At 60.5% G+C, this 13,915-nt stretch carries 11 protein-coding genes; 3 read left to right on the top strand and 8 right to left on the bottom strand.

Annotated elements, in window-relative coordinates; translation table 11 throughout:
* Positions 1 to 42 precede the first annotated feature (42 nt).
* From tssI to CO671_RS20525, 3 genes are read left to right on the top strand one after another with little or no spacing between them, the layout of a single operon-like run.
* Entirely contained in the window at positions 43 to 2,349 is a 2,307-nt protein-coding gene (gene tssI / locus CO671_RS20515; RefSeq protein ID WP_097607454.1) for a type VI secretion system tip protein VgrG, read from the top strand.
* Positions 2,350 to 2,360: 11 nt separating this feature from the next.
* Positions 2,361 to 2,786: a DUF6484 domain-containing protein gene (locus tag CO671_RS20520; RefSeq protein ID WP_010030317.1), complete on the top strand. Its 426-nt coding sequence runs from the start codon at positions 2,361 to 2,363 to the stop codon at positions 2,784 to 2,786.
* Complete coding sequence (locus CO671_RS20525; RefSeq protein ID WP_097607455.1) at positions 2,786 to 3,136, top strand: hypothetical protein; 351 nt, start codon at positions 2,786 to 2,788, stop codon at positions 3,134 to 3,136. The genes CO671_RS20520 and CO671_RS20525 overlap by 1 nt, the downstream gene beginning before the upstream one ends.
* Here the strand turns inward: CO671_RS20525 and CO671_RS20530 are convergent.
* Genes CO671_RS20530 through tssK form a run of 8 tightly spaced genes read right to left on the bottom strand, consistent with a single transcriptional unit; the run spans position 3,127 to position 13,914 of the window.
* The gene (locus tag CO671_RS20530; RefSeq protein ID WP_097607456.1) at positions 3,127 to 4,056 is read right to left on the bottom strand and encodes a hypothetical protein; all 930 of its coding nucleotides are present in this window, start codon (positions 4,054 to 4,056) and stop codon (positions 3,127 to 3,129) included. The two genes, CO671_RS20525 and CO671_RS20530, sit on opposite strands and share 10 nt — an antisense overlap.
* Positions 4,053 to 5,039, bottom strand: coding sequence for a DUF4150 domain-containing protein (locus CO671_RS20535; protein ID WP_097607457.1), 987 nt, complete (start codon positions 5,037 to 5,039; stop codon positions 4,053 to 4,055). Before CO671_RS20535 ends, CO671_RS20530 begins: the two co-directional genes overlap by 4 nt.
* Positions 5,039 to 6,082, bottom strand: coding sequence for a 3-oxoacyl-ACP synthase (locus tag CO671_RS20540; RefSeq protein ID WP_097607458.1), 1,044 nt, complete (start codon positions 6,080 to 6,082; stop codon positions 5,039 to 5,041). The genes CO671_RS20535 and CO671_RS20540 overlap by 1 nt, the downstream gene beginning before the upstream one ends.
* Positions 6,079 to 7,191, bottom strand: coding sequence for a DUF2169 domain-containing protein (locus tag CO671_RS20545; protein ID WP_097607459.1), 1,113 nt, complete (start codon positions 7,189 to 7,191; stop codon positions 6,079 to 6,081). The genes CO671_RS20540 and CO671_RS20545 overlap by 4 nt, the downstream gene beginning before the upstream one ends.
* Positions 7,191 to 7,736 (bottom strand): type VI secretion system-associated protein TagF, encoded by a 546-nt coding sequence (tagF, locus tag CO671_RS20550; RefSeq protein ID WP_097607460.1) that lies wholly within the window; start codon positions 7,734 to 7,736, stop codon positions 7,191 to 7,193. Before tagF ends, CO671_RS20545 begins: the two co-directional genes overlap by 1 nt.
* Positions 7,718 to 11,248 (bottom strand): type VI secretion system membrane subunit TssM, encoded by a 3,531-nt coding sequence (gene tssM, locus CO671_RS20555; RefSeq protein ID WP_097607461.1) that lies wholly within the window; start codon positions 11,246 to 11,248, stop codon positions 7,718 to 7,720. Before tssM ends, tagF begins: the two co-directional genes overlap by 19 nt.
* A 1-nt stretch (position 11,249) precedes the next feature.
* The gene (icmH, locus tag CO671_RS20560; RefSeq protein WP_097607462.1) at positions 11,250 to 12,575 is read right to left on the bottom strand and encodes a type IVB secretion system protein IcmH/DotU; all 1,326 of its coding nucleotides are present in this window, start codon (positions 12,573 to 12,575) and stop codon (positions 11,250 to 11,252) included.
* A 4-nt stretch (positions 12,576 to 12,579) separates the two neighbouring features.
* Positions 12,580 to 13,914 carry a type VI secretion system baseplate subunit TssK gene (gene tssK, locus CO671_RS20565; protein WP_097607463.1) on the bottom strand — a complete coding sequence of 445 codons (1,335 nt, stop codon included), beginning with the start codon at positions 13,912 to 13,914 and terminating at the stop codon, positions 12,580 to 12,582.
* Position 13,915: the final 1 nt, after the last annotated feature.

Consider the following 13,915-nt stretch of genomic DNA (forward strand, 5'->3'; position numbering starts at 1 on the left):
CCATCAGGATCGCCGGCGTCACGAGACAGGGGCATTCTCCGCATGGCTGATGATCGCAAGACAACCGTCCAGACGCCGCTCGGATCCGAAGCGCTGACCTTCACGCATTTCATCGGCCGCGATGAGGTCAGCCGGTGTTTTGCCTTCACGGTCGGCTTCATCAGTCCCGATGAAAATGTCGACGCATTGAAGCTGCTCGGAAAACCCTTGTCGGTTGAAGGAGAAAGCGGAGACAAGAAGCGCTGGTTCAGCGGGCTCGTCACGGATTTTCGCCTGACGCGCATCGAGGAGAGGTTTGCCTACTACGAGGCGGAGGTGCGGCCCTGGCTTTGGCTGCTCGGCAACAGCACCGATTGCCGTATCTTCCAGAATATGAGTGTCGTCGAAATCGTCGAGAAGATCTTTTCGAAATACAAGGCGGCAAAATTCGAAAAGCGGTTGCAGGGTTCCTACGAGGCGAGGGAATACTGCGTGCAATATGACGAAAGCGACCTCGACTTCGTGCAGCGGCTGCTTGAGCACGAAGGCATCATGTATTTCTTCGAGTATGCCGAGGGCGAACACACCCTCGTCCTTGCCGATGCGATGAACAAGCTGAAGCCGGCGCCAGGCTATGGGAGCGTCAAGTTCCGGGCCGAGGGCGATCCCGTGCGTCGGGATGAGGAATATATGACGGACTGGGTTTCGACCAGTTCCGTCCAGCCCGGCATTTTCGCTCACACGGACTATGACTTCACCAAGCCGGGCGCCGACCTCATGGCGCAATCGGCGCAACCTTTCTCTCACGCAGAGGCGCAGGGTGAGCATTATCGCCATCCGGGCGCGCATCTGACGGTCGGCCGCGGCGATGCGGTTGCCGTCGTCCGGCGGGAGGAAATTCAGGCGGCACATCAGCGGATCGCTGCCGCCGGCACGGTACGTGGGCTTGCTTCGGGCTCCACGTTCAAGCTCGAGAATTTTCCTCGCAAGGATCAGAACGCGGAATATGTCGTGCTTCGCGCCGACTACCGTCTGTTCGACCCCGGCTACCGGCCTGCCGCCGATGCAGGGGAGGAAACCTTCCGAGCAATTTTTCAGGTCGCTCCGACGTCCATCACTTATCGGCCGCCGCGCACCACGACAAGGCCGGTCATGCGCGGGCCACAGACCGCGACCGTGGTCGGCCCAGCGGGCGAGGAGATCTTCACCGACAAATATGCACGCGTGAAAGTGCAGTTCCACTGGGACCGCCTCGGCAAAAAGGATCAGAACAGCTCGTGTTTCGTGCGCGTGTCGCAGACCTGGAGCGGTGCCGGCTGGGGCTTCATCCAGATTCCCCGGATCGGCCAGGAGGTGATCGTCGACTTTCTCGAAGGGGATCCTGACCGACCCATCATCACCGGCAGGGTCTATAACGGCAAGGAAATGCCGCCCTACGAGTTGCCGGGAAACGCCACGCAATCCGGATTGAAGACGAATTCCTCGCCGGGGGGCGGTGGCTGGAACGAATTGCGTTTCGAAGACAAAGCCGGATCGGAGGAGGTCTATTTCCAGGCGCAGAAGGACCACAACCTTTTGATCAAGCACGATCGCAGCAAGCTCGTCCAGCACGACCAGTCGGACCGCATCGACAACAATGCCAAACACTCCGTCGGCGTGAACCTGGACGAGGATGTCGGCAACAACAAGACGACCAAGGTGGGTGTCGACCGCACCGTTAATATCGGATCGAACGATACCGAGACGGTCGGGGTCAACCGATCTCTGACCGTCGGCGCTAACGAGACGATCAGTATCGGCTCAAACTCGACGGAGACGATCGGCGCCAGTCATACCCAGACCGTCGCAATCGTCCAGACGGTGACGGTTGGTGCCGCACGCGTCGATACCGTCGGCGCGACAGAGACCAGATCAGTGGGCGCGACGCAATCGAACACGATCGGCGCGTCCCGTTCCGTCAGCGTCGGTGCCGGCCAGAGCCACGACATCGGCGCCTCCGACAGCTGGAATATCGCATCAGACCAGGGCGTGTCGATCGGCGGGGCGCAGACGAGCAGCGTTGGCAAGGCGCGTAGCGCCAAGATCGGCGACGACGATGCGACGGAAATCGGCGGCAGCCGGGCGGTGAAAGTCGCCAAGGGCAGTCTCGTCGAGGTGGGCGAGGATGGAGCGATCAAGATCGGACAGGACCTGCTGATCGAAGCGGGAGACTCGGTCGTCATCAAGTGCGGGTCGGCAAGCATCGCGATGAAGAAGGACGGCACGATCTCGATCGAAGGCAAGGACATTTCGATCAACGCCTCGGGCAAATTCAACGGTAAGGCCTCGGGAGAGGTCACATGGAAGGGCAGCAAGATCAATCATAATTGAGGACGGGTCATATGTCCGACATTCTGGAGCGGATTGAAGGAGTGGTCATCGGGCTGTTGCTGGGTTTCGATGCAGGCGTGCCACTGGTCGTCTTTCCCGGCAACCCCGAGGAGACAGCGCTCCGTGCGAAAAGCTTGGCAGAGCTCACGTCTGCCATGGTCGGGGCTGAGGTAGCGTTGCTCTTCGAGGGTGGGGACCCGTCTCGGCCGCTAATCGTAGGGCGCATCGTCGATCCGGCGCGCGGGGCGCCGACGCCGAATGTTGTTCGTGACGGCGAGCGTGTGCAGATCACAGCCGGAGAGCGGATCGAACTTCGTTGCGGTAAGGCGACGATCATCATGGAAAGGGATGGGCACATTACCATTCGGGGCACGTATGTGACGAGCCACGCAAGTGCAGCCAATCGCATTCGCGGCGGATCGGTGAACCTCAACTGATGGCAGCCGCGCCCGTTCTTCACGAAATCGTCCGCCAGCACGCTGAAATGGCTGCGTTCTTATGGACCGTCTACGATTATCACCTCCTTCATCCGGACGAAAATCCTGACATGGATGAGGAGCGGCTCGCTCGCCTGGTCGAGCGACTTGAGGCTCATCTCGATGGGCTACGAGTGGCAGGGGAAACAGGGCAGGAAATCGCCAAGGAGCGATATGCGGAGTTTCCCGAGGCAGGCGAGCTGTTTGTGGTGCGGATGCTGAGCGCCAGACGATCGATCCCTGTAAAAGAGCTGGACCTGGACAAAGTCAGGGAATATTTGATCGCCAACGGCGCAAGCGCTCAGAGATAGCGCGTGTTCATGTCGATGACCTGAATATACAGCTGTCCGTCGTAGCCAAACTCGAAGCCCGACCAGGAATTTCCGTCAAACAGGAAGATCTCCTTCCACCCGGTGACGACGAGCAAATCGGGCGACGGCTGCATCGCATAGGCAAAGCCCAAGGCCCGGAACTCTTTCAGGACGTGATTGTCCTGGACGAAAACCCCGAAGTCATTGTCGCCCCAAAACCGCGCGCCCTTGAAGTCACATATCGACATGAAATCGCTATCGGGCGCCTTGATCTCTTTCAACACATTGTTTCGGTACTCAAAGCAGAAGCCGTCTTCGCAGCCGATGCTGACCGTCGCGTTGGGCGAGACATGGATCGCTTCGATTGAGCGGTTGAAATCGAGCGGGACCTGCCGCCAACGGTCCCCTTGCAGATGGAGGAGAGTGCCATTATTGCCCGCCACATGAAGGAGCTCGGCCGACGGGCCATGCATCGCCCGCAGGAATGACGATATCAGGGGTTGGATCGGCTGCCACGAAATGCCGTCAAAACGACACACGCAGCCGTCCTCGCCGTAGGTGAAGAGCGCCCCATCGGGCAGGCGAAACAGCTTGTGAAAGAAGGGTTCCGGCGCCCGTGCGGTGCTGTGCGAACTGCCACGCAGGAAATGGGTCAGGCCGCCGACTTCCAGAAGCACATGATCATCCTGCGAACTGCTGATGTGCGACAACATCTGGTTTTCCAGCTGCAAGAGCACGTGAAACCGGGCGCTACGTCCTGTAAAATCCACCAACAGCAGATAGGAACGCCCGCGCTCCCTGTATTCATCGCTCAGTTCAATCGAAACACCAAAAAGCGTGCCGCCAAGATGAAAGCCACGCATCACCTCCAGGTAGAGGTCTTGTGAGGGGACGCCATCTACTGTCTTGCGCCCGGTCATGCCACTGTCCTGTGACGCATCGTTCGCATCTCATTAAGCTCCTCCATTGACTTCTTGGGAGGCGGAGGACCGACGACGCTCTGAATATAAGCCATAAATACCATAGTCAGGCATTTCGCGACCTTCTCTTGCGTGGCAGGGCTGGAATTCTTGCACTCCTTGTGTTGTTCGGAGATTGACTTCGTTCCCTTTGCGACAGCCCCGCGAAGCTTAGGCGACCTGCCTGTCTGTGCCTCCAGTTTTGCGTTGTAGTCGTTGACCGCCTTCGTCTTCGTGTCATGGGGGGTGTCCTTGCGGCTTCCTTTGCCGGTTTCCTGGAACCCACCACCCTTCTTGTGCTTCATCGAACGGATGCAGACACATGGGGCCGTGCGCACACTGTAATCCTTCCACTGATCGTACGAGGTATTGTGAGCTCGATCGGGCTGAAAGTATTCGTTTCCGACATAGTGTTCCGATTGATATCCCTGCGGACATTTCTTCTTGTTATGCGGATGCAGACGTAAGTTCATCTTCTGCAGGAGTTTGCCGCACGTTATTCCTCCGACATTTGCCGAGAGCACATGAACCCAAGGTGGCGTACCGGCCTGTGGCGATGCGTGGTCATTGGTCGCCATGTCGCTGAAGCGAATGACCGGCTCGCCGTCGAATTTCACGTCATTCGACCAAGAGTGGAAATACTCCTTGCCGATATTTTTGGACGTGATGAGGTTTTTCTTTGGTGCGCAGCCGGCTTCGGTGCCGGCTGTCTTCGACAGATAGGATTTGTTCTTGATGTTGACCGTCTGTCCCCCGATCTTGACCGTGCTCGTGCCCTTGTCGGTGTCACTCGACGTACCGAAGCTCGGATAGGGAACGGGGACACCCGGTGGCGTCGCGGGCGTCTGAGGCGGAGTGAAACAGGTGTCGGGGAATGCGGCGATGGTCTTTCCATCGGTGTCCTTGCCCGAAATCTCCAATCCGTTCGCAAAGACATTTCCCATCACGGCACCCTGGATAAGAAGATCGCAGCACCGCAAGCACCATTGTCGCTGGATGCCTCGATGAGAACGGGGCTGCCGCCCGAATAGCCCTTGGCGGCTGCGGTCATCGCCATTCCGACCATGATCGGCACGACGGCGGCTCCCACATTGCCGAGCGATTCGGCGGGAGACCGGATATCTTGAAAGTCGTGGGCCCCGCGAACCAGCCGGATCGACGCAAGGGCTGATTGTCTGAACCAATATTGCTCACCGATGAGATCTGCGATCCTGTAGCCAAGACCCGCCATTTCGATCCCGCATTCAGCCAAGGCCTCCCTGTAAGCCGCCGTCATTCCATCGCCACGCAAGGGGAGATGCATCCCGTCCTCATCGAGCCCGTTGTAGATGAAAGCCTGTTCTCGACTGAGCCCCAGCCCGGCGAGTCGGAAATTGCCCTGTCCCGCCCGGCCGCAAAGGATCGCGCCGGCGGCTTCGCCCGGAATGAAACCATTGGCGTTGTCTGGCGTCAGCAACCGGTTCTCGGCCAGATAGTGGGTGACCGTTCCGGCTGTGAGATAGCTGTCCACGCCAGCGATGACGACGTGGTCCGTGTCCGGATCGGCCAGCAATCGCGCTGCTGTTCGCAAGGCGGCATGTCCTGCCGGCCTTCCTTCGCTGATCACGCGCGTGGAGTGGGTGGCCGAATTTCCAAGGAGATCGCCAATTCGGCGTACAAGCTGCAAGCTATCTTCGATCGGAGAACCGGGACGACCTTCCTCGGGAATGCAAAGTACCAGCTGGGTGGCCATTGCACGGGCGGTGGGCAAGGCATCCAAACTTTCTCGAATCGCAGCTGCGACCAGGTAGGCCATACGCTGCTCGCCCACAACTTCGTGGATCAACGGGATCGGAGCGCCGATGATCGGCTCATCCGGGCCCGACTGAAATCGGGTTTCCTGAAATCCATCAATGCGCGAGCGTATGGCAGCGCAGGCCGACGGCGCATCGAGACCAACGGCGGTTACCATCCCACAGGCGAGGACATCAAGCGCGCGGGTCGTCATGCGCCCACCTCGTCATCAGCGATCATTTCCGTCTGCGTTGCCACGTCCCGGATATATTGCTTGCCTTCTTCCCGAGCCCTTCTCATCGTCGCAGTCGGAGGACCGACCCAGGCCTCCCCGAATTCGGTGATGACTTTTCGTATCCGCACCTCTGCTCGCCAGACCATTGATAGGCGCCTGCTCTCGATATCGAACAGCAGCGTGTCGGGTCGGATGGTCTTGTCGAGCACTATCTCGTCATCGCGAAAAATCGTCATTGGCAGTGCCGTATCGGGCAGCAAAAACCAGGTCTTTCCCTCGGGAGTAAGGTTGATGAGTATCACCTGCTCACCACCTTTGGGGTGAGATATCTGCTGATCCGATGGCGCCATCTGAAAATAGCGCTCATCGAAATCGGGAGGCAGGAAGGGGAAGATGTTGTCGATCCAATTCTGGTCATAGGTCCCCGCGAACTCGATCCTGCCGGGACAACCTCGACCATAGGGGCCGAAACTCATCGGCCGATAGTCGCCGAACGGCGAGCGGATCTCTTCGTTGACAGCCTGCGTGTTCGGCAGCCTCAGGCCAGGAATAAAGCGCTGATTGCTCGTGCGCGCCCAACCGGTGCCGTAGGGGTTTTGCTTGTAACTTGCGGGCGTTTGTTCACCGGGATCGAGCCGGTCGATGCCACCCCAGGCCGTGTCGTATGAGAAGGGCTGACGCAGGAAGAGTTCAGCATCCGTCGCGACGAAGGTCGGGCCTCGAGCACGCCATTCGCGTTGACCGAGGACTTCGAAAACCTTTGACCAGTTTCCAATCTTGATTCCGACCGTGACGCGGTCGGCTGGACGGCCCTGCGGAGCGTAGGCGCATCCATTGGCGATGACGTCGCAGAACGCTTTGCGGAACGCGAAGTCGGATTCCCAAAGAGTTGCCGAATAACCCGGTTCGCCAGTGTAGGTGTCGGCCATGACCAGCGGGACTTGCTCGGGCGATTTCTGCGCGACGCCGCCCGCGACATCGGGAAAGTCGAAGGTTCCCTTGACGACGACGACAATGTATTCCCGACCCTGCTTGTCCATGCCCATCGTGAATTCGGTCGGGTAACCGGTCTGGTTCCAGATCCTCATCAGACATGGCTCTCGTCTTCGGGGAAAAACTGCCCAAGCGCGGCATCGGGCATGGCAGCGTCGATCGCGGTTACCTCACGCTCCCATGTCCAGAAAACCATGCCGCGAACCGGGCCATCGCACGCCTTGGACGCTGGGTAAGGCAGTGCCGCAAGGACGCTGGCCAACGCGTCGCCGTCCATTCTATCGTCTCTTGCTGACGTCCCTGTCGCTTCCAGCTGACCGAACCAGTCTGCGGCAACGCTTGCAATCTCAATGGCGGCAAGTGGGGGCGCTGCGGCGATGGTCAGCGGAAACCGCCTGCCGGCACGATCAGCGCTTGCCAGGATCACGCCGGTCATCGGGCCGAATGTCTCCCCGCCGAGCAGAAATCGCAGGACCGGAGCGTCTTCCATCGACCCTTGCGAAAATCGGTGAACCAGATGCTGGCTGATCCACCGATCCCACCGCCCGACGAAGGAGGCCGGCAGGCGGCGTGTGACGAAATCGCCCATCGCCGGCAGCTTTCCGAAGAATCCAGGCAGGATCAAAGCTGCGTCGGGCACGAGAACCTCCCAAACATCTTCAAGTCGAAGGGATTGGCGACACTTGCCGCGCGGAGCTCGAAATCGGCGTAATAGCCCTGGGCGGCAAGGCGCAGCTTGAAGAGCTCGGCAAGATTGGTTCCGCTCAGCCGACCGGCGCGCAGCATCCGCAGAAACGCCCAGCTTCCAGTCTCGCTGACCATCACTTCCGGCGAACCGTCGAGGGGCTGAAAGGCGAGGGTGATCACACCGGTGCCATCCTTGCCGGGCCAGGTCATTGGCTGCGGGCGCGTCGGGTTGTTGAAGTAGGAGAGACTCTGACCGTCGACATTCAAGGTCACGCGGCTGACTGTCGGCGAAAGATCTTTGGGCTCGAGCGTGAAGGTCAGGATTGGCCCAGCGCCTCCCGGGAAGAGGCTGTCGCGGATCAGCCGCGCCTGTTCCAGCGCCGCCAGAGGGCGGGGATCGAGCTTGATGTCGGAGCGCCATTTCCAGGGGTGGCTGGTCGTGTCGATGTAGTTGACCAGATTATTATTGATAAAACTGTCGATCAGCCCGCCGGGACCGAAGACGCGCTGAAAATCGACGACATTGACATCGATTGCGCTGTCGGGGACGAACGGATAGCGGTTGGTAAGCGCTGCCTGGCAGAAGGGAAGCACGTCGGCACGCCAGATGGCATTGAGCTCTGAAGTGACCGCCCCTGTTGCCAGCGCGCTCGTATTCCCGGCCAATCCGGCCAGCCAGTCGTCTAGCGGATCGGGAAGGGTCACGGCTTGTTTTGCCACTGCACCGGTCAGTTCCGCCAGTCCGCCCTGTCTTTTCATTGCGTCCTGCGCATCCGGGCTTGCTGACACGGTCTGAAGCATGTTCGACAGCGCGGTCAAGGCCGCGATTGCATCATTGAGTGCGGGAGGCTGGCCGTCGACCTCGACAATGGCAGCCTTGATGGGTTTGAAATGCTCGGCGACCAGCGCGCCCGAAAGATCTACATCCGCCTTGGAGCCGGCTGCAGGCATCATCTTCACGCCCTTGGCGGCAAGTTTGCCGATCTTGCCAAGCTTGGACAAAAGCTTGGATGCTCCTGGCGGAGGAGCCTGGCCGCCGCCGTCGTCATCGGCACGGGTCAGTTCCGTCTCGCGCACGATTGCGGTCAGCAGACGCTTCATTGAGGAATCGGCGCTGGAGAGATCCTTGAGGTTTTCGCTGGCGGTCTGCAGGTCGGCCAGTGGTGCAAGCCTGACGTCACGCATGAAGCTGTCCCACTTGGCGATATAGTCGTCATAGTAAAGCTTGAGGATATCTTGCGAGAGGACGGCGACCGACGGGCTGGCGCTCTCGGAACAGCCACCGGCAAAAACCGAGCGGTCCAGCGCCGCCTGCGTTGCGACGTCTTCGAGCCGGGTTAGGATCACGTTATGGAATCCGTCATAGGTGAAGGCACCGCTGATGCCGACCCTCAGCGTCTTGTCGGAGCGCCGTGCCAGAACCTTCAGGCCATTCGGGCCGACATGATCTGCCGGGATCCATTCCTTCAGCGCCGTGACCTCCGGATCGGAGAGCAGTGCGCTATAGGCGCGCAGCGGCAGCGGGATCGAGCAGATCGTGCGGAGCGCTTCGCCCACCAGCGCTTCGTCAGGAGCGACGAAAGCCTGTTCCGTTGCCATATTGTCGATCGCCGCAAGCTGATGATCCGCTGCCATCTCGGTCTTGAAAGGTGGCACGGCGGCCGATTCAGGCAATTTCTCCGTCCACCATTGCTTGGCGAAGTCCGGGTCCATCGGCGACAGGCCGGTCATCATGCGATAGGTTTTCAGCGCGCCCAACTGGAACTCGGGGTCGCGGATCTGCCGCCACATCGTCGCCTCGAGCAGCGCGACCATGCGAGGTTCCAATATATTGCGCAGGGTGCGGTTATAGGCGTCCGACTGCGCCTGGCGAATTTCGGTTTCAGCGGAAGGACCTATCACGGCAGCTATTCCGCCTGGCTGGTCGGTCCGTGCATTCGCCACTTCCGTGGCGGCTTCGAGCGCCAAATCAAGGTCGAGTGGATCCACCGGCGCCTGGCGTGCTGCAACCGGCGTCAGGGGAAGCTGCAGGGCCTCGAGCTGTTCGGCCTGCGCCGCGAGGGCGGCATCGTTCTTCCGATAGGATATCGTGAACAACAGACCGGCAATGACCACGAACGCTGTTGCTGCTACGGCGGCGCCACGCCATATCCAGATGCGCCGATCCTCTGCAGCCGGATCGAAGGTGCCGAGGCCCGCCTCCTTGAAAATGACCTTCGTCAGCAGGTCTTTGAGGAAGAAGCTGCGCTTTTCGGCCCGCAACATTGGTGCAACGGGTTGGGCAGGCAGGCCGAAGGATGAGGCCAATGCTGCCGTCAGCCGGTCGATTGCCGTACCTTCCTGGGTGGCGGAGGTCAGATAGATACCTCGCAACCAGGCGCTTTCCGCATATTTGCTTTCGCCGAAGACGGTCTCGATCAGCACACGAACCGGTTCTGAAAGGCTTTCGACCTGGGCTGGGAAACGAAATATTTCCGCCCGGGCGGTCAGGTTCTCCTCGCCTTCGAGACGCGGAATGAGACGTCGTTCGAGCACGCCGGCCAAGGCCGAGAATTCCTCGGTGACTTCGATGCCCTCGATGCGGGCGCCTGGCGGGAAGGTCACTCCCCACACTTGTTCACGATCGGCCGTCGGGAGCGCCCCGAAGAAGCTTTCGAAGCCCTTGATCAGGTCCGCTTTCGTCAGCATGAGATAGACTGGCAAGCGGATCCCGATGCGTTCCTGAAGCTCGGTCAAGCGTTTGCGGATCTGCCTTCCATGCATCCGGATCGCCGCATCGTCTTCCGAGAGCGTGTCTATGCCGAGCGCCACGATGACGCCATTTAACGCACGACGGCCCCTGTGCTTTTTCAAGAGATCGAGGAAGCCCAGCCATTCCGCTGCATCGACCTCCGGCTGGCTCTCCTGCTGAACGTAGCGACCGGCGGTATCGATCAGCACCGCCTCCTCGGTGAAGAACCAATCGCAGTTGCGCGTGCCGCCGACGCCATGAAGGTCGTCGGTGAGATCGATTGGAAAACTCAATCCGGATTGCCGGAGGGCTGTCGTCTTGCCCGTCGCAGGCGGGCCGATAATGACATACCAAGGCATCTCGCGGAGAAACTTTCGGCCGCCGACCTTCTGGCGTTTGAGATCCGCCATGACCTCCCGGAATTTCGCTCCGACGGCGGCAATGCCCTCTTCAGCTGGACTTGGCGGAGCTTCGGGCTGCGGGGCAATCTCGGAAACGAAGAGACGGTTGGCGCGCACCGCACGCCGCCGCGCCGCAACCCACCAGATGATGAACACGAGGAACAAAAGGCCGATGATGACCAGTCGCACGATCTCGGAAGCAAACGGCGCACTGTCTCCGACGCTGACGATAGGACCGAATATCCAGACGATGAGGGACAGCAAAATGAGCCCGATGAAGGTCCAGAGCCAGCGAGAGGTGAGAACAGCCCAGAGGAACCGGAAGATCGCCATCTCAGAGCCTCTTTTGAATAAGGATTTCGATGCGGCGGTTGGCGGCCCGACCCTCGCGGCTGTCGTTTGCGGCAAGCGGCTGTGTCGCCGCGCGTCCTTGCGATTTCAGCTGCCCTGTCGGCACGCCGGAGGCGGCCAGCAATGAGGCAATCGTCGCAGCGCGGGCTTCGGAGAGGCGCTGGTTGTTGGACAGCGGATTGCTCGCTTGCAGCGGGACATTGTCAGTGTGCCCGGTTATGGTGATGCCGCCGATCAGCTCCGCATTCTGCTTGAGAACCGTTGCAATGGAAGCAACGAGGGGTTCAAAGCCCTTCGTCAATTCGGGTCTGGCAGACTGGAAAAGCTCCGGTGTGCTTGACTGCAAAAGAAGCGTGACTGAAGAGGCGTTTTCATTTCCCTTCAGGGCCGGCAGCAGGGAAGCCGGCGCTGCGACGCGAAATTCCGGCAGCAATTGGATGATAACGGGCTCTACGGGTGGTGCGTTCGGCGGTGGTGTCCGCTTCTCGGGGCGATATATTTCCGCCCGCTCGGGCGGCGGCAGTGCCCGCACCAGCGTTGCGAGTTCCTCAGCCTTGGTATCGAGCCGCATCGACAGCAACATGTAAATTGCCGTCGACAGCGCTGCCGCAACGACGGCAAGGACCCAGATCGGCACGGCAAAACGGGATGGCTCGTCGGCCGCCGCAACGCCCTCCCATCTGGGCGAGAGCGGGGCAGCTTCAGCATCGGCGTCACGCAGGAAACGAGCCGCGGCGGCGCGAACGGCGCTGATCGAGCGGTCGCCGGCACGGCCGGGCACGCGGTACTTGCCGCGAAAACCAAGCGCCAGGCAGAAATAATAAAGCTCGAGTAATTCCTGATCACGACCGGGATGGCGTTCCAATTCTTCCAACCGGGCAAAAAATTGCGCTCCGGCATCGACATCGCCACGGAGCATGACGACCAGCGGCTGGCGCGGCCACGCGCTTGCTCCACCCCAGGGCGTGTTCAGCGCAAGGTCGTCGAGAAGCGAGGCGACAGCCCAGGCAGCCGAGTCCGCCCGCGCAAGGGCCGAACCCGACGCCACCGCAGCGTCTCGCGCTGAAACGAGCTCTTCCATCAGTCTCGTTCGCAGCACTTCTGGATTGCTCGGTGGCAACGCACTTTCGAGTTCCGGTGCAAATTCGAGCAACTTTGCAAAGGCACTGATCAGTCTGTTTGGATGAGACCGCGCCCTTCTTGCCAGGATTCCGCCAGCAGGAAGCTGTCTTGCGCTCGCCGGGGGCGGGGGGCGGATGCGTGTACGACCCTTATCGCCTGAAAGACCGAATGGATCCTCACTTGCCATGGCGCTACCTGTTAACCGAATAGCAGTCGACTTGCGGTTCGCTGGGCAAAACGCCGGACACGCCGATTACGAAGCCGGGCGAACGCAGCAGGGATTCCCAATGTTCGCTGCGCTGATCGAGTTCAAGGCAGAGACGGTCACCGTCATAGGGGATCTCGCGAGGCTGCGAATGAAGCGGCTTTAGACGGATGCCCGGCAGTCGTGACTTCCACAGGGCCTCGAATTCGTCGGCAGCACCCACCGTCACCTGATCGACGAAGATTTTGCGCAGCGCCTCCTCGGACATGTCACATCCGACCCGCACGACAATGCGACTGGCGGTCAGCAATTCGGGATTGTCGACCCGAACCTTCCAGACATTGGTCGCGTGCTTGAGTACGGGAAGTGCCCGCGACTTCGGCTCGACATAACGCAGGCTGAGCAGCAGCGAACGCAATGTGTCTGCGAGTGCCGCAAAGGCAGGTCCCGGCGCCATGTGCTCATAGGTCGGGAGCTCGGTCAGTCGTCGGGAGCCGGAGCCGTAGGTCGCCATTCGCCCCGCAAGCCCACTCAGCTCGAGAAAGAGTTCAGCCGGGTGAAAAACCTCCTGGGGGAGCATATGGGCCAGCCGCGGACGCGCCGTGTTGGCAAGTTCGAGGACCAGCAGATTTTCCACGCTGCGGCCGGCGCCACCAAGAACCATCTTGCCATGTGCTTCGGCGATGCGGTCGAGCCCGGTTATCACCTCCTGCATCAACTGGCCGTAGAAGGCCACGCCTCCGGTCGTCAGGGCTGGTGGCAGAAAGTTTTCCCCCATCGCGACGCTGCCGTCGGCCAGCAGCCCGTCGACCTTCGCAGCCGGCATCGCGGTATAGCCGCCGGTCGCCTGCAGCGGCGACAGGAGCAGGGCTTGAGGGCGGGCGATCTCGATCTCTTCGGGATCGGCGCCACCATTGACGGCGTCACGCACGCGTTCGATCTGTCCCTTATAACGGGCTCCGGTCGGCTCGTTATGAGCGGCATCGAAACAAGCGCCGCCTGGCGGTTCCAGCGGCAGCGCAAGCTGCACCGCCCCCGCACCCATTTCGCGGGTGATGGTCAGTGGCACCGGCGCATCCATCGTCTCGGGAATGGAAAAGGGCGTGCCGTCCGGAAAAATGCCGCGCGCCGACAAGACGGCAACGCGGCCTGCTTCAAGCTGTGCGGTATCCAGCGTAAGGGATCTAAAGCCGAAGGTCTGCAACCTCCCCGCCTGCAGCGCGCCGCGTATCAGGGCCTCGGTATACCGGTCTTGCTGCTGAAAATGCTGCGTCCGAAGGAAGAGTCCCTCGGACCAAAGCACCTTATTCGTATCCGTCATG

This window comes from Rhizobium sp. M10 (genome assembly GCF_002531955.1).
In the GTDB taxonomy this organism is placed as follows: domain Bacteria; phylum Pseudomonadota; class Alphaproteobacteria; order Rhizobiales; family Rhizobiaceae; genus Rhizobium; species Rhizobium etli_C.

Excerpts from the sequence above, each read along its gene's own strand:
- CO671_RS20525 (WP_097607455.1), top strand. The coding sequence starts at position 2,786 with ATGGCAGCCGCGCCCGTTCTTCACGAAATCGTCCGCCAGCACGCTGAA.
- tssI (WP_097607454.1), top strand. The coding sequence starts at position 43 with ATGGCTGATGATCGCAAGACAACCGTCCAGACGCCGCTCGGATCCGAA.
- CO671_RS20530 (WP_097607456.1), bottom strand. The coding sequence starts at position 4,056 with ATGACCGGGCGCAAGACAGTAGATGGCGTCCCCTCACAAGACCTCTAC.
- tssK (WP_097607463.1), bottom strand. The coding sequence starts at position 13,914 with ATGACGGATACGAATAAGGTGCTTTGGTCCGAGGGACTCTTCCTTCGG.
- CO671_RS20535 (WP_097607457.1), bottom strand. The coding sequence starts at position 5,039 with ATGGGAAATGTCTTTGCGAACGGATTGGAGATTTCGGGCAAGGACACC.
- CO671_RS20520 (WP_010030317.1), top strand. The coding sequence starts at position 2,361 with ATGTCCGACATTCTGGAGCGGATTGAAGGAGTGGTCATCGGGCTGTTG.
- tssM (WP_097607461.1), bottom strand. The coding sequence starts at position 11,248 with ATGGCGATCTTCCGGTTCCTCTGGGCTGTTCTCACCTCTCGCTGGCTC.
- CO671_RS20545 (WP_097607459.1), bottom strand. The coding sequence starts at position 7,191 with ATGAGGATCTGGAACCAGACCGGTTACCCGACCGAATTCACGATGGGC.
- CO671_RS20540 (WP_097607458.1), bottom strand. The coding sequence starts at position 6,082 with ATGACGACCCGCGCGCTTGATGTCCTCGCCTGTGGGATGGTAACCGCC.
- icmH (WP_097607462.1), bottom strand. The coding sequence starts at position 12,575 with ATGGCAAGTGAGGATCCATTCGGTCTTTCAGGCGATAAGGGTCGTACA.